Origin of the sequence: Arthrobacter sp. cf158 (assembly GCF_900106835.1) — a bacterium.
Classification (GTDB): Bacteria; Actinomycetota; Actinomycetes; order Actinomycetales; family Micrococcaceae; genus Arthrobacter.
Genome location: NZ_FNNR01000022.1, coordinates 1 through 18,332, shown reverse-complemented (window position 1 = coordinate 18,332; position 18,332 = coordinate 1). Strand labels below are relative to the sequence as shown.

The 18,332-nt window shown below is 60.8% G+C and carries 20 protein-coding genes and 1 rRNA gene; 7 read left to right on the top strand and 14 right to left on the bottom strand.

Annotation, left to right across the window (positions count from 1 at the left end; translation table 11 throughout):
• From BLW08_RS23415 to tkt, 5 genes are all read right to left on the bottom strand, one after another.
• Nucleotides 1-563 (bottom strand): class II fructose-bisphosphate aldolase (locus tag BLW08_RS23415; protein WP_175538826.1); only part of this gene is annotated, 563 nt, incomplete at its 3' end.
• A gap of 2 nt (nucleotides 564-565) precedes the next feature.
• On the bottom strand, nucleotides 566-1,039 hold the full coding sequence (locus BLW08_RS23410; RefSeq protein WP_091328613.1) for a ribose-5-phosphate isomerase: 474 nt from the start codon (nucleotides 1,037-1,039) through the stop codon (nucleotides 566-568).
• A gap of 10 nt (nucleotides 1,040-1,049) precedes the next feature.
• Nucleotides 1,050-1,760 carry a ribulose-phosphate 3-epimerase gene (gene rpe / locus BLW08_RS23405; RefSeq protein ID WP_091328611.1) on the bottom strand — a complete coding sequence of 237 codons (711 nt, stop codon included), beginning with the start codon at nucleotides 1,758-1,760 and terminating at the stop codon, nucleotides 1,050-1,052.
• 118 nt (nucleotides 1,761-1,878) lie between these two features.
• The gene (gene tal / locus BLW08_RS23400; RefSeq protein WP_091328608.1) at nucleotides 1,879-3,000 is read right to left on the bottom strand and encodes a transaldolase; all 1,122 of its coding nucleotides are present in this window, start codon (nucleotides 2,998-3,000) and stop codon (nucleotides 1,879-1,881) included.
• 92 nt (nucleotides 3,001-3,092) lie between these two features.
• The gene (gene tkt / locus BLW08_RS23395) at nucleotides 3,093-5,267 is read right to left on the bottom strand and encodes a transketolase (RefSeq protein WP_175538825.1); all 2,175 of its coding nucleotides are present in this window, start codon (nucleotides 5,265-5,267) and stop codon (nucleotides 3,093-3,095) included.
• Between the two features lie 169 nt (nucleotides 5,268-5,436).
• On the opposite strand from tkt, the gene BLW08_RS23390 reads away from it, so the two are divergent.
• Nucleotides 5,437-6,702, top strand: a complete 1,266-nt coding sequence (locus BLW08_RS23390) for a helix-turn-helix transcriptional regulator (protein WP_091328606.1) — start codon at nucleotides 5,437-5,439, stop codon at nucleotides 6,700-6,702.
• An 18-nt stretch (nucleotides 6,703-6,720) separates the two neighbouring features.
• Here BLW08_RS23390 and BLW08_RS23385 read toward each other — a convergent pair whose 3' ends face one another.
• From BLW08_RS23385 to BLW08_RS23350, 8 genes are all read right to left on the bottom strand, one after another.
• Nucleotides 6,721-6,930: a hypothetical protein gene (locus BLW08_RS23385; RefSeq protein ID WP_091328604.1), complete on the bottom strand. Its 210-nt coding sequence runs from the start codon at nucleotides 6,928-6,930 to the stop codon at nucleotides 6,721-6,723.
• The gene (locus tag BLW08_RS23380) at nucleotides 6,923-7,183 is read right to left on the bottom strand and encodes a hypothetical protein (protein WP_091328602.1); all 261 of its coding nucleotides are present in this window, start codon (nucleotides 7,181-7,183) and stop codon (nucleotides 6,923-6,925) included. The genes BLW08_RS23385 and BLW08_RS23380 overlap by 8 nt, the downstream gene beginning before the upstream one ends.
• 145 nt (nucleotides 7,184-7,328) lie before the next feature.
• The gene (gene hxlA / locus BLW08_RS23375; protein ID WP_091328600.1) at nucleotides 7,329-7,952 is read right to left on the bottom strand and encodes a 3-hexulose-6-phosphate synthase; all 624 of its coding nucleotides are present in this window, start codon (nucleotides 7,950-7,952) and stop codon (nucleotides 7,329-7,331) included.
• A gap of 57 nt (nucleotides 7,953-8,009) precedes the next feature.
• A complete protein-coding gene (hxlB, locus tag BLW08_RS23370) occupies nucleotides 8,010-8,609 on the bottom strand; it encodes a 6-phospho-3-hexuloisomerase (protein WP_091328598.1) in 600 nt (199 codons plus the stop codon).
• A 119-nt stretch (nucleotides 8,610-8,728) separates the two neighbouring features.
• The gene (gene katG, locus BLW08_RS23365) at nucleotides 8,729-11,017 is read right to left on the bottom strand and encodes a catalase/peroxidase HPI (RefSeq protein WP_091328595.1); all 2,289 of its coding nucleotides are present in this window, start codon (nucleotides 11,015-11,017) and stop codon (nucleotides 8,729-8,731) included.
• Nucleotides 11,018-11,101: 84 nt separating this feature from the next.
• Nucleotides 11,102-11,197, bottom strand: a complete 96-nt coding sequence (gene pqqA / locus BLW08_RS23360) for a pyrroloquinoline quinone precursor peptide PqqA (protein WP_091328592.1) — start codon at nucleotides 11,195-11,197, stop codon at nucleotides 11,102-11,104.
• A gap of 41 nt (nucleotides 11,198-11,238) precedes the next feature.
• Complete coding sequence (locus BLW08_RS23355) at nucleotides 11,239-12,924, bottom strand: PQQ-dependent dehydrogenase, methanol/ethanol family (RefSeq protein WP_091328589.1); 1,686 nt, start codon at nucleotides 12,922-12,924, stop codon at nucleotides 11,239-11,241.
• Nucleotides 12,925-12,938: 14 nt separating this feature from the next.
• Entirely contained in the window at nucleotides 12,939-13,415 is a 477-nt protein-coding gene (locus BLW08_RS23350) for an MSMEG_3727 family PQQ-associated protein (RefSeq protein ID WP_091328586.1), read from the bottom strand.
• Between the two features lie 618 nt (nucleotides 13,416-14,033).
• On the opposite strand from BLW08_RS23350, the gene pqqA (BLW08_RS23755) reads away from it, so the two are divergent.
• Genes pqqA (BLW08_RS23755) through BLW08_RS23320 form a run of 6 tightly spaced genes read left to right on the top strand, consistent with a single transcriptional unit; the run spans nucleotide 14,034 to nucleotide 17,766 of the window.
• Nucleotides 14,034-14,129: a pyrroloquinoline quinone precursor peptide PqqA gene (gene pqqA, locus BLW08_RS23755; protein ID WP_139244950.1), complete on the top strand. Its 96-nt coding sequence runs from the start codon at nucleotides 14,034-14,036 to the stop codon at nucleotides 14,127-14,129.
• 60 nt (nucleotides 14,130-14,189) lie between these two features.
• The gene (gene pqqB, locus BLW08_RS23340; protein WP_091328580.1) at nucleotides 14,190-15,083 is read left to right on the top strand and encodes a pyrroloquinoline quinone biosynthesis protein PqqB; all 894 of its coding nucleotides are present in this window, start codon (nucleotides 14,190-14,192) and stop codon (nucleotides 15,081-15,083) included.
• Nucleotides 15,084-15,092: 9 nt separating this feature from the next.
• Nucleotides 15,093-15,785: a pyrroloquinoline-quinone synthase PqqC gene (gene pqqC, locus BLW08_RS23335; RefSeq protein WP_091328576.1), complete on the top strand. Its 693-nt coding sequence runs from the start codon at nucleotides 15,093-15,095 to the stop codon at nucleotides 15,783-15,785.
• Nucleotides 15,772-16,050, top strand: coding sequence for a pyrroloquinoline quinone biosynthesis peptide chaperone PqqD (gene pqqD / locus BLW08_RS23330; RefSeq protein WP_091328573.1), 279 nt, complete (start codon nucleotides 15,772-15,774; stop codon nucleotides 16,048-16,050). Before pqqC ends, pqqD begins: the two co-directional genes overlap by 14 nt.
• On the top strand, nucleotides 16,043-17,227 hold the full coding sequence (gene pqqE, locus BLW08_RS23325) for a pyrroloquinoline quinone biosynthesis protein PqqE (protein WP_091328570.1): 1,185 nt from the start codon (nucleotides 16,043-16,045) through the stop codon (nucleotides 17,225-17,227). The genes pqqD and pqqE overlap by 8 nt, the downstream gene beginning before the upstream one ends.
• Entirely contained in the window at nucleotides 17,224-17,766 is a 543-nt protein-coding gene (locus BLW08_RS23320; RefSeq protein WP_091328568.1) for a manganese efflux pump MntP, read from the top strand. The genes pqqE and BLW08_RS23320 overlap by 4 nt, the downstream gene beginning before the upstream one ends.
• Nucleotides 17,767-18,041: 275 nt before the next feature.
• On the opposite strand, the gene rrf is transcribed toward BLW08_RS23320, so the two are convergent.
• Nucleotides 18,042-18,158 (bottom strand): 5S ribosomal RNA (rrf, locus tag BLW08_RS23310).
• Nucleotides 18,159-18,332 lie beyond the last annotated feature (174 nt).

Genomic DNA, 18,332 nt, shown 5'->3' with positions numbered 1-18,332 from the left:
AGGGCGTCCTCGGTGGTGGTGTACAGCTTCTCGTTGATCTCGTTCTCAACACCGTCTTCCTCGCCACCCACAGTGCCGATCTCAACCTCCAGGATGATCTTCGCAGCAGCAGCACGCTCCAGCAGTTCACGGCCGATCCGCAGGTTCTCCGACAGGGTCTCGTGCGAGCCGTCCCACATGTGCGAGTTAAAGATCGGGTCCTTGCCGGCTTTCACGGCTTCCTCGGAAGCGGCCAGCAACGGCAGGACGAAGTCCGCCAGCTTGTCCTGCGGGCAGTGGTCCGTGTGCAGGGCGATGTTGACGTTGTAATTCTTGGCGACTTCGCGGGCGAAGGCGGCGAAGCCGAGGGAACCGGCCACCATGTCCTTGACCGAAGCGCCGGACCAGTACGCAGCACCACCGGTGGAAACCTGAATGATGCCATCGGATTCTGCCTCGGCGAAACCGCGGATCGCAGCATTCAGAGTCTGCGACGACGTCACGTTGACCGCAGGGAAAGCGAAACCGCCAGCCTTCGCACGGTCGATCATCTCGGAGTAAATCTCTGGGGTTGCAATGGGCATGGCTATTCGCAGATCTCCCCGGTTGTTTCGTACGTGGCAATTTTGCCGATCCTGCGCTGGTGGCGCTCGGCGTGTGTAAAGGGTTCGGCGAGGAACGCCTTGATAATTTCAGTGGCCTCCTCAACTGAATGCTGACGGCCTCCAACGGCCACCACATTGGCATCATTGTGCTGTCTGGCAAGCAAGGCCGTGTCCAGATTCCAGGCCAACGCTGCACGTACGCCTTTGACCTTGTTCGCAGCGATCTGTTCACCATTGCCGGACCCACCCAGCACGATCCCGAGAGCGTCAACGCCCGCGGCCTGGTCGACGACGACGGCGGAGGCCGCCTTAATGCAGAAGGAAGGGTAATCGTCATCCGGATCGTAAGAGGCCGGGCCATGATCCACCATCTCGTAGCCGCTGGCCGAGAGCGCACCAATGAGATGCGAACTCAGTTCCCTGCCGGCGTGGTCAGTTCCTATATGAATGCGCATAAGAGGCCTTTCAGTCCTGCGGAGTGTTGTCAGCGGCGCGGTCCCGTGTGAAAGCGAGTTGCCCGTTCGCGCGCAATGATTCAATAGCTTCAGCCGGTGACGGCTTTCCGTAAACGGCCGATCCTGCAACGAAGACGTTGGCCCCCGCCTCTGCCGCCCGTGTGATGGTTTCCTCGGTGATGCCACCGTCAACTTGGATAGCGAGGTCTATTCCTGCACCTTCTGTGGCTGCCCGTGCCCGCCGGATTTTGGGAATGACCACATCCAAGAATGCCTGGCCGCCAAATCCTGGCTCCACAGTCATGAGCAGCAGCATGTCCAGCTCAGGCAGCATGTCCAAGTAGGGCTCCACCGGTGTCGCGGGCCGCAGGGCCATGCCAGCTTTGGAACCCCGGGCGCGAAGTTCGCGGGCCAGCTTGATCGGAGCCATGGCCGCTTCAACGTGGAAGGTGACAGAAGCCAATCCCAAGTCTGCGTACAGCGGCGCCCAGCGGTCGGCGTCGGCGATCATGAGGTGGGCATCCAGCGGCACTGGGCTCACCTGTTGCAGTCGCGCTACCACGGGCAAACCAAGAGTCAGGTTCGGCACGAAGTGGTTGTCCATCACGTCCACGTGCACCGCGTCAGCGTTGCTGATGCGGGCCAACTCTGCTTCAAGGTTTGCGAAATCGGCTGAGAGGATGCTGGGGTTGATACAGCAAGTCAAGGGAGACGTGGACATTGCGGCGGCCTTTCGTTGGGCAGTCAAAACTCAATTGAGGCGTGGAGACCCCAGCTGGGGTCTCCACGCGGTCGGGGTGCCGGATTCGGCGCCGCCGAACAGATTTTTCGTCCGGGGATCAGGCAGCTTCGCGTGCAGTGGTGAGGGCCTGGTCGACGTCAGCCAGGAGTTCCTTCCAGCTGGACACGAACTTGTCCAGGCCTTCGGACTCCAGCACGGAAACCACCAGAGTGTAGGAGATGCCCTGGGCCTTGATATCCAGCAGGACCTGCTTGGCCTCAGCGTAAGCACCGGTGATGGTGTCGCCAGTGACCACGCCGTGGTGGAACGTGGCGTCCAGGGTCTTTTCCGGCATTGTATTGACCACCCCGGCTGCAGCCAGACCCGTCACGTAGAGGGTGTCCGGAAGAGCGGGATCCTTCACGCCGGTGGAGGCCCACAACGGACGTTGCGGGCGCGCTCCAGCAGCCGAAAGTACCGCCCAGCGGGCCGTAGAGAACAATTCCTCGTAGATTTGATAAGCCAGCCGCGCGTTCGCGACGCCTGCCTTGCCCTTGAGTGCTTCGGCATCTGCCGTTCCAATGGCATTGAGCCGCTTATCGATCTCCGTGTCCACGCGGGAGACGAAGAAGGACGCTACGGAGTGAATCCTGGAAAGATCATGGCCGTTGTCCAGGGCCAGCTTCAAACCTGTTTGAAAGGCATTGATGACGTCGCGGTAGCGTCCAAGGGAGAAGATCAGGGTGACGTTGACGCTGATACCTTGGGCCAGAACCGCCGTAATAGCGGGCAAGCCTTCAAGGGTGGCAGGGATCTTGATGAGGACGTTGTCCCTGTTGACCTTTTTGTAGAGCCGTTTGGCCTCTGCGATGGTGCCCTCGGTATCCCAGGCAAGGCGCGGGTCCACCTCGATGGAAACCCGCCCGTCCACGCCGTCGGTGGTTGCAGCAATGGGGGCAAAGAGATCGCAAGCGTCAGCCACATCCGCGGTGGTGATCTCAAAAATCGTCTCCTCCACGCTTGCCCCGGCCACAGCCAGTTCCGAGATCTTTGACTCGTAGTCCCTGCCGGAGGTGATTGCGGCTTGGAAAATGGAGGGATTGGTTGTCACGCCGACGACGTTCTTTTCATCGATGAGCTTCTGCAAGCTGCCGCTGGACAATCGCTCCCGGGAGAGGTCATCCAGCCAGATGGAAACGCCGGTAGCTGACAGCTGTGCTGTGGGTGTTGCTTGGGTCATTGTGAATGCTCTTTCCTTGACGTTGGGGCAGTGACGGCTGCGCCGTGATACACCGTGGGTACCGCAGCGCAGCCGTCTTGCCTCTTGGGGTGTTAGCTGCCGGAAGCAGTCAGGGAGTCTTTGGCTGCGGCTGCGACGGCTTCGGCGGTGATGCCGAATTCGTTGAAGAGCCGCTTGTAGTCAGCCGAGGCGCCGAAGTGTTCCAGGGAGATGGAGCGGCCGGCGTCGCCGACGAATTCGCGCCAGCCGAGCGCCAGGCCTGCCTCAACAGAGACGCGGGCCTTCACCGCTGCCGGGAGCACGGATTCGCGGTAGGCCTCGTCCTGCTTGTTGAACCACTCAACGCAGGGCATGGAGACAACGCGTGCTGCGATGCCTTCAGCCTGGAGGGCTTCGCGGGCCTGGACTGCGAGCTGGACCTCGGAACCGGTGCCGATCAGGATGACCTGCGCGTCAACGGTTTCGCCGTCCTTGGCGGCTTCGGCCAGCACGTAACCGCCCTTGGCCACACCTGCGGTGGAACCGAAGGTGTCACCGGTGGCTTCACCTTCGCCGCGGGCGTAGGTGGGGATGTTCTGGCGGGTCAGGACGATGCCTGCCGGGTTCTCGTGGTTCTCCAGCATGGTCTTCCACGCAATACCTACCTCGTTGGCATCAGCGGGGCGGACAACGTCCAGGCCTGGGATGGCGCGCAGGGTGGCGAGCTGTTCCACGGGCTGGTGGGTGGGTCCGTCTTCGCCCAGGCCGATGGAGTCGTGCGACCAGACGTAGATGGAGGAAACCCCCATCAGCGCCCCCAAACGAATCGCAGGCTTCTGGTAGTCGGAGAAGATCAGGAAGGTGCCGGAGAACGCGCGGGTACGTCCGTGCAGGGAGATGCCGTTCACGATCGACGCGGCAGCGTGCTCACGGATACCGAAGTGCAGCACCCGGCCGTAGGGGTTGCCCTTCCAGGCGTCCGTGGAACGCGACGTCGGGATGAACGACGGCGAACCTTCAATGGTGGTGTTGTTCGACTCGGCAAGGTCAGCGGAACCGCCCCACAGCTCCGGCATAACGGGCGCGATGGCGTTCAGCACCTTGCCCGAGGCTGCGCGGGTGGAAACGTCCTTGCCGGCCTCGAACACTGGCAGGAGGCCGTCAATGCCTGCCGGCAGTTCCTTGGCTTCGATGCGCTCCAGCAGGGACGCGCCCTCAGGGTTGGACGCCTGCCATGAGCTGAAGGAAGCGTCCCACTTCTCACGGACGGCAGCCCCGCGGTCAACAACCTTGCGGGCGTGTGCCAAGACTGTTTCGTCGACCTCGAAGGACTTGGCGGGATCGAAGCCGAGCACGGTCTTCAGTGCTGCGACTTCCTCGGCACCCAGGGCGGAACCGTGGATCTTGCCGGTGTTCTGCTTCTTCGGGGCCGGGTAACCGATGATGGTGCGCAGCGAAATGATGGACGGCTTGCCCGTCTCAGCCTTGGCCGCCTGCAGTGCGGAGTAGAGCTCCTGGACGTCCTCGACGTAGTCACCGGTCGGGTTGTCTTCGCTGGGGCGGGTCCAGTCAACGCGTTGGGTGTGCCAGCCGTAGGCCTCATAGCGCTTGAGGACGTCTTCGGTGAAGGCGATGTCGGTGTCGTCTTCGATGGAGATGTGGTTCTCGTCGTAGATCACCACGAGGTTGCCCAGCTCCTGGTGCCCCGCGAGCGAGGACGCCTCGGACGTGACGCCTTCCTGGATGTCGCCGTCGGAGGCGATCACCCAGATGGTGTGGTCGAACGGCGATTCGCCGGCGGGAGCATCGGCGTCGAACAGGCCGCGTTGGCGACGCTGGGAGTACGCGAAACCAACGGCGGACGCCAGGCCCTGACCCAGCGGGCCGGTGGTGATTTCCACACCGGCGGTGTGCTTGTACTCGGGGTGGCCCGGGGTCAAGGAACCCCAGGTGCGCAGCGCCTCAAGGTCCTTCAGTTCCAGGCCGTACCCGGAGAGGAACAGCTGGACATAGAGGGTCAGTGAAGAGTGACCCGGGGACAGGATGAACCGGTCACGGCCAATCCAATCCGGATCCGCGGGGTCGTGGCGCATCAGCTTCTGGAACAGCAGGTACGCTGCCGGAGCCAAACTCATTGCCGTCCCAGGGTGGCCGTTGCCGACCTTCTCCACTGCGTCAGCAGCCAAGACGCGAGCGGTGTCAACGGCGCGCCGGTCTTCGGCGGTCCACGTCAACGGTTCGGTTTCCGGGCTGAACAGGGTGGGCACCGCATTTGCTGTTGGATTCACGATTCAATCCCCTTCGATTCGGTAGTCGGTCTGATGACTACTCGGATGATGCGCTGGTTGTTCTCAATAATGGCGAAACGAATGGGTAGGGGTAATACTGTTTTCTGACAGTCTTTACTATTCTTAAGGACTGGCGGAGTTTCCGTCGGCCTCCCCCTAGGAACCCACCATGACCGATACATTCCTGCCGTGGCCGCTGCTGCATGCCGTCGAAGTTTTGGCAGACGCCCCCTTGTCTCACATCGCGGAGCGGCTACGCGATGCCTCGATGCCCTATGTAAAAAGCAGTGCGCTGGTCATTTTCACCGAAGACTGCACGGGCCGCCCCCAGAAGAAAGCCGGTGACGAAGGAATCATCAGCCGCGTCACCATTCCCGAGCTGGACGGTCTGCGCGCCACGCTTCCAGACGACGTTCCCTGGCGTGGCGACGCCCTGCTCGCCGGGCTCAACCGGCCTGTGATGGCAATGAAACACGGCCCTAGTCATGCGCTCCTTGTCCTCACTGATCCTCGCCCCAACGATGCCCAGGACGAAGCCCTGGCAGTGGTGACTTATCTTTGGGGCATCGCCGCTCGACGGATCCAGGAGAAGGTAGCTGATGCGCCGCCGTCGTACCTGCTGGAATCACGGGCCGCATCGGCGGAGCGCCTTCGCGTGACAGCCGAGCTCACTGACCTCCACTCCACTACGCTTGAGACACTCGTGGCCGCGCTCCGGTCCTCTGCCTTGGATGATGCAACGGCCCGCTCCACGGTCATTGACCTCATCGGAAAGTCCCTCATCGGGCTCCGCGCCCTGAGTGATCGCACTACGGATCTGGTGGAGGAACCGGTGGCGAAGGCCTTTGAGCGCCTGCGGGAGGATTTGAGGCCGCTCACTCGCTTCAGCGGTGTGGAGGTCCAGTTCATTGAACCGCCGCTCAACGGCCGGGCGCTTCCCGGCGAAGTAGCCCACGCCGCACGGGCCATAGTTCGCGGACTGATACTGACAATGATGGAGCAGTCCGACATCAGCAGGATCCGAACACAGTGGGACTGCGACGGCGAAAACCTCCTCATCAACGTTCGGGACAACGGTGGCGGCGCGCTCACCAAGGACACCCCGAGCATCAGCGGGCTGGAACGGCGGGTAAAAGCGCTGACCGGGCATCTCCGAATGGATGCCATGCCCGGTTGGGGCGCGGACATCTTCGTCTCGCTCCCCCTTGACCTGCCGACCCGGCCCACCGGAGATGCCGCGGGATGGAATCTTGCGCCGCGTGAACTTGAAGTGCTCCAGCACCTCGCTGCCGGACAACGGAACCGTACTATCGCCGCCGAATTGAACATCAGCGAGAACACGGTCAAGTTCCATGTCCGGAACCTCTTCAAGAAGCTCGACGTCGGCTCCCGCACGGAGGTGATAGCGCTGGCGCACAGCCAGGGCGTGAGATAGGAGGGGTACTTTCTGCGGTTATGAAATGATCCGTTCGTGGATCTCGCCGTAAGGGACGTCGTTGCTGAGCTGGATCGAGTAGCTGCCGGGGCTATGGCGCGTCACCAAGATCCCGGCGACCCGTTGCGGCAACTGCCGAAGTTCTGCCTCTGCACGATCGAGTAGTTCATGCAGTCGCTGTGCGTCTGTCGTCGACACCTCAAAATGGTGTGCGGTGGGATCAGTCATGATCGCCTGGTTCAAGATACAGGGCCACAGGGTCATTGCGGAGAAACAGGCGCCTCATACCAGTGCCGTCCTCTATCAACCAGATCACGCCACCCACAATGTCGCGCCTGTCAACGTAAGCGACGTACGGAAAAGCGTCCTCTGCATGCACTTCCACGCGGATGCCATGCTGAAGGGAATCCCAGTCCTGAACAGGAAGCCTGGCACGTGGTGCACGGCTCCCCCTCCGGCTGGCTGCAGTTTGCTTGTTCATGCCTTATTACTTCCGTCGAGCTCGTACCGTGACGAGCAATGATGTCCGTGGGAAGAAAGATCCAGAGCGGTGGAACATCGGAGAAGGCACCAAAGAGCTGGTGCCCCGCGACTCATTCGAGTGCAGAACACCAGCTCCAGGTTGGTTAGATGATGGCTGAGCGGAGTTCTTTGGCTGCGAGTGCGGGGTCTGCTGCGCCATAGATAGCGCCGCCGGCCACTGCCACTTCGGCACCGGCCTGCTGTACATCCCCGATGGTGGCCACCTTCACTCCTCCGGCCACGGAGAACGGCACACGGGCCTCCGCCCCGGCACGAAGCAATCCGCTCAGATCAAAACCGGGTTTGGCTTGTTCGTCCAAACCAGCGTGCATCTCAACGAACTTCGCACCCAACGCCCGGGCTTCCTTGGCGCGGGTGACCTTGTCCACCACACCGATCAGGTCCACCACGATGCCCTTGTTATGGGCCTTGGCGGCCTTCACGGCCCCCGCGATCGTGGAATCATCGGCCGTGCCGAGCACAGTCACCAGATCAGCGCCGGCCTTGAAAGCGATATCGGCTTCCAGCTCCCCGGCGTCCATGGTCTTCATGTCCGCGAAGACAATCTTGTCCGGGTGGGCTTCCTTGATCGCCGTGACAGCGGACAATCCCTCGGCCTTGATCAGCGGCGTGCCCAGCTCAATGATGTCAACATACTCGGCGACCTGACCGGCCAGCGTCAGGGCCGCCTCGGTGGTCAAAACATCCATAGCAACTTGAAGCTTCATAACGGTTCCATTCTTTAGATAATTAACAACAGCGGGTATAAAAAGTTTGCGAAGCGGCTACTCGAGGTTTGCGTGCCTGAGCCAAAGCTCTTCAGCAGCTACGTCGGTAGAGGTCCATAAAGACTGGAAGATGGCCTCGGTGGCGTGAAAGAGGACCTGCTCGAAAAGCGACCCGGAGTATTGACGGGTCATTCCGGAGCCGTGATCTGTTTTTTGGGCAGCGGCAACAATCACCAACGCGTCAGCAAGGCCGGCAAGCGGCGAATCCCGGTTTGTGGTGAACGCCGCAATACGCGCTCCTGCTTTTGCCGCAGTCTCAGCAGACCTCACCACGCCTGACGTCGTTCCGGAACCGGAAGCCACCAGCAGCAAGTCGCCTGAGGCGATGGCCGGCGTCGTGGTGTCACCAACAATGTGGACGCTCAGCCCCAGGTGCATGAGCCTCATGGCGGCCATGCGCAGGACCAATCCACTCCTGCCTGCTCCCGCCACAAAAATCCTGCCTGGCTGCCTCAGCTGGTGGGCCAAAGCCTCCAGCTCATCGTCGTTGAGTTTGGCCACTGTGCCCGCAATCTCGTCCCGGACGAGGGAGAGATTGCTGGAAATTCCATCAGCGGTGATACCCACGGTTTCTGTCGCATTGACTACTGAGTTCACTCTTGGTCCCCTTCGGTGTAGCCGTCAGCCCGTGCCGGGCCTCATGGCTGCTCTTCGTCTTGGTATCAATCATGGTGATTCGCTTGGGTAGGGGTAACACTGTTTTCTGACGGTTCCAACTACACTTTAGGATTGGCCGTACCTGCTGGGTTCCCTGGAGTGCTTGCGTACTTTTGGCCACCCTCAAACCGGTCGAGATTCATGACCTTGTCCCACGCGGACACAAAATCACGGACAAACTTGCCACCGGCATCCTCGCCTGCGTACACCTCTGCCACCGCACGGAGTTCCGAATGATGCGCAAAGATCAAGTCCGCCCTGCCCGCTACCCACCTCGTCTCACCTGTAGTCCGGTGACGCCCTTCGTAGCTCGTCTCCACGGACGATCCATCCGATCGGGGCACCCACTGGATGTCCATGTCGAGCAGGTTGGCGAAGAAGTCGTTGGTCAGGTGGCCCGGCGTGGTGGTGAGGACACCCAACGACGAGCAGCCTCGATTGGCCCCGAGCACCCGCAGGCCGCCCAGCAACACCGTCATTTCGGGAGCGCTGAGGGTCAGCTGCCATGCACGCTCAACCATGAGGACTTCCGACGGCGGCAGCTCGCCGTCGCTCCGATAGCTGCGGAAAGCGTCCGCTTTGGGCTCCAGAACCGCAAAACGATCCGGGTCGGTCCATTCCTGAAGGGCATCCATCCGTCCTGGCCTCAGCGGAACTTCAACGTGGTATCCCGCCCTCGCCGCAGCGTTTTCCACGGCGGCGCAGCCGCCCAGGACGATCAAGTCAGCAAGCGAAATCCTCGTCCCACAGCGTTGTGCCTCATTGAACTGCGCCCGGATCTGCCCGAGCACAACCAACACGGCATCCAGGTCATCCGGATCGTTGGCTTCCCAGCTTCTTTGGGGTTCCAAACTTATGCGGGCACCGTTCGCCCCGCCGCGCTTATCACTGATCCGGAATGTCGACGCCGAGGCCCAGGCGGTGCGGACCAGTTGCTCGTCTGCGAGGCCCGATCCGGCCAGCATGTCCTTCAGCACCCGGACGTCGTCTGCAGTGACGAGGTTGTGGTCAATGTCGGGCAGGGGATCCTGCCATATCAACCTCTCCGTCGGTGCCAGTGCACCCAGATATCGGTGGATCGGCCCCATGTCGATGTGCGTGAGCTTGAACCAGGCGCGCGCGAACGCTTCTGCCAACAGGTGCGGCTGTTCCAGGAATTTCCGTGCAATCACCTTGTATGCCGGGTCCTCAAGGAGGGCCAAGTCTGTAGTGAGCATAGTGGGGACGTGTGTCTTGGCGGGGTCGTGGGCATCCGGAACAGTCCCCGCACCGGCTCCGTTGGCGGGAACCCATTGCCAGAGCCCGGCCGGGCTCAGCGCAACCTCCCACTCGTAGCCGAACAGGGTTTCCAGGAAACTGTTGTCCCACGTAATAGGGGTTGGCGTCCAAATACCCTCAAGCCCGGTTGTGATGGCGTCAGCTCCTACGCCTGTTCCGAAGGTGTTGGCCCAGCCCAGGCCTTGCTGCTCCAAAGGCGCACCTACGGGTTCCGCCCCAAGATTTGCGTTGGGATCGGCTGCACCATGGGACTTACCAAAAGTGTGCCCGCCGGCGATCAAGGCCACCGTCTCTTCGTCATTCATGGCCATCCGAGCAAACGTCTGGCGAATCTCACGTGCAGATGCGACGGGATCCGGAACGGTGGCTGGGCCTTGCGGGTCGACGTAGATCAGGCCCATCTCACTGGCGCCATACGGTGCGTCCAGATCCCGGACACCGCTGTGCCTCTCATCGGCGAACCAACGGTCTTCCGGACCCCAGTAGGTTTCATCGGCTTCCCAGACTTCCAACCGGCCGCCGCCAAAGCCGAATGGTGTGAAGCCCATCGATTCCAAGGCCTTAGTGCCGGCGAAAATCATCAGGTCGGCCCAGGAGATCCGTGTGCCGTACTTCTTCTTGACGGGCCAGAGGAGCCTTCGCGCCTTGTCCAGGTTACGGTTGTCCGGCCAGCCGCTCAGGGGAGCGAAACGCTGCATTCCAGCACTGGCCCCACCCCTGCCGTCACCCACGCGGTATGTCCCGGCGCTATGCCAGGCCATCCGCAACATCAAGGGGCCGTAGTGGCCGAAGTCCGCCGGCCACCAGTCCTGGGAGGTGGTCAACACACGGTCAACATCACGGGCCAGTTCGTCAAGGTCGATGGTCAGGAACTCCCTGGCGTAATCGAAGTCCTGGTCCAAGGGGTTGGCAGCAGACCCCGGCCGCCCCAGACACCTTAGGTCGAGAGTCTCCCACCACCCGCTATGACCGTCCACGGCATCGGCCGGTTTCCGGTGTTTCGTCGATCGGCGGGCGTCCACGGTCTGGTTGTACGTCCTGTCTACGTGGGCGTCAGGATTCCCGGCCATGATTGCTCCTTCACCTTTCGACCCGTGAATTTGATGGTGCAGGGTGGGGTGCCGGTTGTGTGCTCCGGCACCCCACCCCTGGTGTTACTTAGTGGCGATGTAAGCCGTTACCTCGGCGGAGACGCGGATCTCTGCGAGGGTGGGAGATTCCCATTTTTGGAGTTTTTCATTGGTGTTCATGTTTCTTTTCCTTTCAGTTGTTGGTGATTTTTGGTGGGTCTTTAGCTGGGCAGGGCGAACGCGATCACGGCGCTGCCGTGGCCCTGGCCCAAGAGTCCGGGAACGATGCCCTCAAGCCAGCCGCCCCAGCCAACGGGAACGACAACGTATTGCTTGCCGTCCACGCTGTAGGTGGAGCAGCTGCTGTGGTGGCCGCTGCCGCACTGGAATTCCCAGAGCTTTTCGCCCGTGCGGGCATCCAAGGCAACGAATTCACCGGTCGGGGTCCCCGCGAATACCAGGTCACCAGCTGTGGCCAGCACGGATGCTGCCATGGGGTAATCGATGCGCCAGCGCCACTTTTCTTCCCCGTAGGTGTCGAACGCACTGACCGACCCGGCCATGTTGTCGATGTCCACTTGGACACCGGCGCCCCAGTACGGGATGCCTTCCTTGAACTCGCGACGACGGCGGGTGGCGGTAGCGCCGACGTCGGCCACCGGGACGTAGAACAATTCCGTCTTCTGGCTGTAAGCAGCGTGGGTCCATTCCTTCGCGCCGGCAGGGCCAGGGTAGAAGTGAACGGGTTCGCCCTCTTTGTCCGGGTACTTGCGCGGGGTTACTTTCCCGTCCCGGGTGATAACGCCCCAGTCGATACGGTCCACGAACGGGGTGACATGCTGCAATTCACCGTTAGTGCGGTCCAGCACGAAGAAGTAGCCGTTCTTGTCGAAGTGGCCCAGCAGCTTCTTGCCATCGCGCTCGAACAGGGTCATCTCCATGGTGGAGTCGTAGTCCCACAGATCGTGCGGAGTGAACTGGTAGTGCCACTTGATTTCTCCCGTGTCCACATCCATCGCCACAACGCTGTCGGTGTAGAGGTTGTCTCCCTCACGGACCCCGCCATCGAAGTCAGGCGCCGGGTTGCCGGTGCCTGCGTAGTACAGGTTCAGCTCCGGGTCGAAAGTACCTGTCACCCAGTGGTTACCGCCGCCACGCTGCCACGCCTCACCATCAGCCGGCCACGTTTCCGAACCCGGCTCGCCGGGCTTGGGCACTGTGTAGGTCCGCCAGCGCTGCTCGCCCGTCTCAAGGTCCCAGCAGTCGATGTGCCCACGGACACCGAACTCGCCGCCGGCGCTTCCGGTGATCAGCGTGTCCTTGATGACGGTGGGAGCGATCGAGGCACTCTCGCCTGCACGCACGTCCCCAATGGTCTTCTGCCACACCAGTTCGCCATTGGTCGCATCCAAAGCCAGCAACTGGGCGTTCGGGGTCACAAAATAAACTTTGCCGTTGGCCACGGCGCAGCCCCGGTTGACGTTGCTGCAGCACAGCGAAACATCAAAAGGCACCGCATGCTTGTAACGCCAGAGTTCCTTGCCCGTCACCGCGTCCAGAGCCCAGAACCAGCCGTCCCAGCCGGTGACGAACATGACGCCGTCAACAACCAGCGGGCAGGCCTCGAAAGCGTAGGTCGATGTCGCTGCCATCTGGCCGGACTGCCCGGCCTGGAAGATCCAGGCCGGAGTCAGCTTGGCCACGTTTTCCGTGTTGATCTGGTCCAGCAGGCTATACCGCTGGCCATCATAGGCACCGTAGTAGGTCAGCCAGTTCTGCGATTCTGAACGGGCCTTAAGGAGCCGCTCGTAATCAATGTCATTTGTCACGGCGGGAGCAACACCAACCATGCTGCTCAATGCACTATGGTTGATCGCCTCGCCGGCGTCCACGTATTCAATAGTCATTGCTTAATCTCTTTCTAAGCTCGGGGCTGCGTTGGACGATCCAACCGGGCCTCCGGGGGGACCTCACCCTGGACAACGATCGCCGCAGTCAACCCGCGGCCCTCGTCGTTGCCGCCTGGGGAGCTGTACCAGTAATAGCCCGGCCCGTCCAGGTTGATGGTCGCCCGGCCCTTGGAGTGGTTCACCAACCAGAGGAACTTCTGATCCCCGTTGCTGGGCAACAAACAGGCATGTGTGTTCTTGTCATCGTTAATGACCGTCAGTTCCAGGACACCCCCATGCGGCAGGACCAGAATCGCGGGATCCCAACAGACCTCGTCTTCCTTGATCCGGAGCGTGGCCTCCATCGTCCCGTCAGCACGCTCACTAGCCTCCGCAATAGTGCCCGTGGCCAACACACGACCCATGGATGCCTTGTTTTGTCCGTCCAAGCCAAACTTGGCCAAAAGATCAGACCGTTCTTCGGTCATCAATTCATCCGTGCTCGTCATCGGACATCACCTCCTCGTGAAATCACCTACGTAGTAACCAGACCCCATCCCAAAAACCACAGAGCCCGCCCGCTCAATCGAGCAGTGAGTGATAACCGTATGTCCCCTCCAAACCCGCAACCAGACACAACCGCCGGACCACTTCAGCCGCCCGCTCACCACCCTCAAGGCACCGCCCACACCCCGAAAAGCCAAGGGGATATCCATTTCGGATGAGTGCGGATCTCATAAATTGCAATGTGGCGGCGAGCGAACATGGCATCGAATCGAGTCCGGATGCGGATTTCGAACCGTCTCATCTACGGACTTCCCTGCCCGGTGACGGCACAGAGGGAATGATTCTGCCGTCTCCAGTGACTCCCTCTCAGGAGCAGGTCGCCAAACCTTTTGAATCGCAGGTGGGGCAGAGATTTCCCGCCAAAATCCGGAGTGGGCGGTGGGTTGGAGGTTGCGAGCGGGCTGTTGGGGTGGTCAGGCGGTTGTGTCTGGTTGTGGCTATTGGAGGGACATACGGTTATCTCTCACTGCCCAATTGAGAGAACGGTGGCTCTGAAGTTCCGGGGGAAGCGATCCCGTGACGAACTACTTCCCACCAATCCTGAACAGAAGAAGAACACCATGAACACCAACCACAACGGCCGGAGTTGGGAATCTCCTACCTTCGTTGAGATCCGCGTCTCTGCAGAGGTAACCGCCTACGTCGCAACCAAGTAGAACGTCAGGGCGGGGCGGCGAACCCCCCACCACCAACCGAAAAGCGAAGGGGCTTTATTCATGTGGATACGTATTCTGGGGTCAGCCGCTGGCGGAGGATTTCCCCAGTGGAACTGTGCCTGCCCGCAATGTCGTGCAGCCAGGACCGGAGCCCGCCCCTGCGTGCCCCGTTCCCAGTCCTCCATCGCTGTCAGCGCCAACCGGCAAGAGTGGTTTTTGCTTAATGCTTCACCGGACGTCCAGCGGCAGGTTGAGTCCTTCCCTGATCTCCACAATGACGACGGAAGCATCGGCCGGCTGCAGTCCGTTCTCCTGACTGATTCAGAGCTTGACCACACAGCCGGCCTCTTGCTGATGCGGGAGGGACGGGAGCTCCAAGTGCACGCTACCAAGTCGATGTACCAGACCCTCAACACCGGAACAGGACTACTTCGAATCCTTGGCGCCTACTGCCCCGTTACTTGGAAGGCGGTGGTTCCAGGCGTCGACGTCGATCTGGGCGAGGGACTGACATACCGGGCATTCAACGTCCCCACAACAAAGGCTGCGCGCTTCGAAGGTGCGGACAACTATGGCCGGGTAGTTGGTTATCGCATTACGGACACGGCCACCGATCGCAGCATTGTTTATCTTCCGTCGGTTCAACAGCTGACACCGCAGATCCTTGAAGAATTCGCTGGATGCTCCGCCTTGTTGATTGACGGTACGTGCTGGAGTGACGACGAGATGCCGGCCCTGGGTCTGGCTGGCAAGACATCCAGGGACATGGGCCACGTGCCGATCTCGGGACCACGCGGCAGTTTGGCGCTCATTTCACCCCTGCCAATTAAGCGAAAAATCTACGTGCACATCAACAACACAAATCCAATATTGCTCGACGACTCCCCGCAACGTTTGCAACTGGAACGGCAGGCCGTGGAAGTGGCCACCGATGGCCTTGAAATAGAAATCTAAGGAGCAACGATGACTGCCGTCCTCACACCGGACGAACTCGAAGAGTCCCTCCGTTCGCACGCCAGGCAATACCATAGCGAACACCCCTTTCATCAGCGGATGAATGAGGGAACCTCCAGCCGCGAAGAAATCCGGGGTTGGGTAGCAAACCGCTATTACTATCAGATCAATATCCCGCGGAAAGACGGTGCAATCCTCAGTAATTGCCCAGATCCTGACGTGCGGAGACGCTGGGTGCAGCGCATCATGGATCATGACGGCACCGTTCAGGGCACTGGAGGCATCGAGGCCTGGCTACGCCTGGGAGAAGCTGTCCGACTGTCCCGCGAAGAGATTGTCGACTTACGGCACGTACGTCCTGGGGTTCGATTTGCCGTTGACGCATATGTAAACTTCACGCGCACCCGTCCATGGGTGGAGGCGGTTGCGTCCTCGCTGACAGAGTTGTTTGCGCCGGACTTGATGGCTCATCGGCTCAATGCATTCGAGCGGCACTATACCTGGATCGACCCCGGCGAACTCTCCTACTTTCGTGCCCGGATCAGCCAGGCGCCCAGGGACTCCGAACATGGCCTTGAGATTGTGCGGACGCACTGCATCACCCCCGAAACACAAGCCGCCGCGGTAGCAGCGCTGTCATTCAAATGTGACGTGCTGTGGAGCATGCTCGATTCGATTGACCAGGCTTATGGACCGAATTAGCGGGACCGCTCGTCCGCGGCTTGCGCCGCATGTCCGCTTGGTGTTCAACGCCGCTCGCCAGCAGCATGCATTGTTGTCGCCGGAAACGGTGTTGGTTCTCAACGCTACTGGGGCTGCCATCGTCCAGCTATGCGACTCGAACCGCACCATCGCAGAGATCAGCGCCGAACTGCGCGGCCAATTCGATCAAGTTGCCGATGGCGACGTCCAAAGCTTCGTGGCAGCACTGGTCACCAAGCACAGCATGGAGGTAAGTCATGGATAAACCCTACGGACTGCTCGCTGAGCTCACGTATGCGTGTCCGCTTCACTGTTCCTATTGTTCCAACCCGCTCCAACTCGATGACTACCGTGATGAGCTCACCACCGATGAATGGCAACGGGTATTTACCGAGGCCGCCGAGCTGGGTGTTCTGCAACTTCACCTTTCCGGCGGCGAGCCCCTTCAGCGTCACGACATCGTTGACCTCGTCCAACACGCCAACCAACTGGGCTTGTACACCAACCTGATTACCAGCGGGCTCGGTTTGTCCACACGTCGTGCGGAGCAACTCCGCGCGGCGGGTCTCGACCACGTTCAGCTGAGTATCCAGGCCGATGACCAAGAGTTGTCGGACCTGATCGCCGGCACCCCCTCTTTCGAACGTAAGCAGGTGGTTGGAAAGCTCGTCAAGCAGCTGGGATGGCCGCTCACCCTGAACGTGGTGCTGCACCAGCAGAACATTGACAGAATCTCCGGCATTCTCGAGATGGCCGAGACGATGGAGGCTGACCGTATAGAACTCGCCAATACGCAGTATGCCGGCTGGGCGGGACTCAACCAGGCCGCATTGCTCCCCAGCAGGGAGCAGCTTGAGCGAGCAGAGGCTGTGGTCCAGGCTGCTCAAGAACGGCTCGGAGACCGCATGGACATCATCTATGTACTGCCCGACTACTACAGCAAATATCCCAAGCCGTGCATGGACGGTTGGGCCCGCCGGCAGTTCACTGTGGTTCCCAACGGCGAGGCACTCCCGTGTCCGGCGGCACATGAGGTGGCCCGTGGCTTGAAGATTCCTCCTGCGAGTGTTCGCGAACACTCGCTTGAGTGGATCTGGGAGGAGGCTCCCTTGTTTCAGCAGTTCCGCGGCGACGCATGGATGCCCGATCCATGCCGCAGCTGTGACCGCAAGGAGATCGACTACGGCGGCTGCCGTTGTCAGGCGTTTGCCCTCACTGGAGACGCCGCCCGGACTGATCCGGTCTGTCATCTCGCTCCGGATCACGGACTCGTTGAGGCAGCGCTGGCAGCGGCAAACGACCCCGCACGCCCCACAACGCAGCCCTTGATTCCCAGACCCCAAGTGGGCCGCACCAAGCGGTCAACGACGCCGGTACCGGCCACGAACGGAAAAACGCACGTAACGCTGTCATCGACGGTGTTGAAAGGAAAGTCATCATGATTGCACTTCTGGGGCTGGGATTCGCCCTGAGCCTGGACAATTTTCGAACCTCAGTGGTCCTCGGTGGACTCAAACCGTCCTGGCGCACATCGGTCAGAACGTCCGCAATCTTTGGCCTGTGGGATGGGCTGGCGCCCGTCGTCGGGATGCTGGTTGGCGTCTACCTCAGTACACAGATCGAGGACACAGCTGAGATCATCGGAGGCATCGGCCTGGCCGCTTATGGTTTGTGGATCACCATCAAAGCAATCCGTTCACCAGAGCATGCCGATCTTGACATGAAGACGGCACGGCGATGGTTGCCCGTACCCCTGAGCATCGACAACGTCGCCGCCGGCGCTGCTTTGGGCCTCGCCGGGCATGAGCTATGGGTTGCTCCCATCCTGTTCGCGTTCACCACCTTCGTCGTTTCAGTCGCCGGACACCAAATCGGCCGATCAATCGCCCACTTGATTCCCCGCATTCGTACCGACCTGCTAACAGGGATCCTGTTCCTCCTGATGGCAGTGCTGATGTTCACAGGCGTCGGAGACTTCTGATGTCAGGCAACCACGCGCGTGCACACGGGGCGAACAGCTCCCGGCCACCGTGCTACCGCTGTGGAGAGGCCTTCATTCCAGAGCAGGCCGAGAGGCACACCGCCCCCGTAAAGTGCGGCGTCTGCCCCCGTTGCACCATGGAACCTGCATGCTACACGTGCAGAAACATGTATTGTCCCTGTGAAATCCACGAACACGGATAGACCCGAATTTCAACAAGTGTGTTAAATGCGAAGAGCCCCGGCCGTGGTGGTCGGGGCTCTTCGTGAATGGTTGTCCGGCGGTGTCCTACTCTCCCACACCCTCCCGGGTGCAGTACCATCGGCGCTGTGGGTCTTAGCTTCCGGGTTCGGAATGGGACCGGGCGTTTCCCCCACGCTATGACCGCCGTAACTCTGTTACCCGACCCGGTCCCCCGTGTGTGGGGGGTGGGTGGGAAATCTTTGGGTTACAACTGTGGTGCTTGGTTGTTATTTAGTTGTTGGTTCCGGCAACCCGTGGTGGGTTGTTGTTCGGGAACCACATAGTGGACGCGTGCAGTGTGTTGTGTGGTGTAAGTTGTTGGC

Bases quoted from the DNA above. Each gene is read 5' to 3' on its own strand.
- BLW08_RS23410 (WP_091328613.1), bottom strand. From the start codon at position 1,039: ATGCGCATTCATATAGGAACTGACCACGCCGGCAGGGAACTGAGTTCG.
- rpe (WP_091328611.1), bottom strand. From the start codon at position 1,760: ATGTCCACGTCTCCCTTGACTTGCTGTATCAACCCCAGCATCCTCTCA.
- tal (WP_091328608.1), bottom strand. From the start codon at position 3,000: ATGACCCAAGCAACACCCACAGCACAGCTGTCAGCTACCGGCGTTTCC.
- BLW08_RS23390 (WP_091328606.1), top strand. From the start codon at position 5,437: ATGACCGATACATTCCTGCCGTGGCCGCTGCTGCATGCCGTCGAAGTT.
- BLW08_RS23385 (WP_091328604.1), bottom strand. From the start codon at position 6,930: ATGACTGATCCCACCGCACACCATTTTGAGGTGTCGACGACAGACGCA.
- BLW08_RS23380 (WP_091328602.1), bottom strand. From the start codon at position 7,183: ATGAACAAGCAAACTGCAGCCAGCCGGAGGGGGAGCCGTGCACCACGT.
- hxlA (WP_091328600.1), bottom strand. From the start codon at position 7,952: ATGAAGCTTCAAGTTGCTATGGATGTTTTGACCACCGAGGCGGCCCTG.
- katG (WP_091328595.1), bottom strand. From the start codon at position 11,017: ATGGCCGGGAATCCTGACGCCCACGTAGACAGGACGTACAACCAGACC.
- pqqA (WP_091328592.1), bottom strand. From the start codon at position 11,197: ATGAACACCAATGAAAAACTCCAAAAATGGGAATCTCCCACCCTCGCA.
- BLW08_RS23355 (WP_091328589.1), bottom strand. From the start codon at position 12,924: ATGACTATTGAATACGTGGACGCCGGCGAGGCGATCAACCATAGTGCA.
- BLW08_RS23350 (WP_091328586.1), bottom strand. From the start codon at position 13,415: ATGACGAGCACGGATGAATTGATGACCGAAGAACGGTCTGATCTTTTG.
- pqqA (WP_139244950.1), top strand. From the start codon at position 14,034: ATGAACACCAACCACAACGGCCGGAGTTGGGAATCTCCTACCTTCGTT.
- pqqB (WP_091328580.1), top strand. From the start codon at position 14,190: ATGTGGATACGTATTCTGGGGTCAGCCGCTGGCGGAGGATTTCCCCAG.
- pqqC (WP_091328576.1), top strand. From the start codon at position 15,093: ATGACTGCCGTCCTCACACCGGACGAACTCGAAGAGTCCCTCCGTTCG.
- pqqD (WP_091328573.1), top strand. From the start codon at position 15,772: ATGGACCGAATTAGCGGGACCGCTCGTCCGCGGCTTGCGCCGCATGTC.
- pqqE (WP_091328570.1), top strand. From the start codon at position 16,043: ATGGATAAACCCTACGGACTGCTCGCTGAGCTCACGTATGCGTGTCCG.
- BLW08_RS23320 (WP_091328568.1), top strand. From the start codon at position 17,224: ATGATTGCACTTCTGGGGCTGGGATTCGCCCTGAGCCTGGACAATTTT.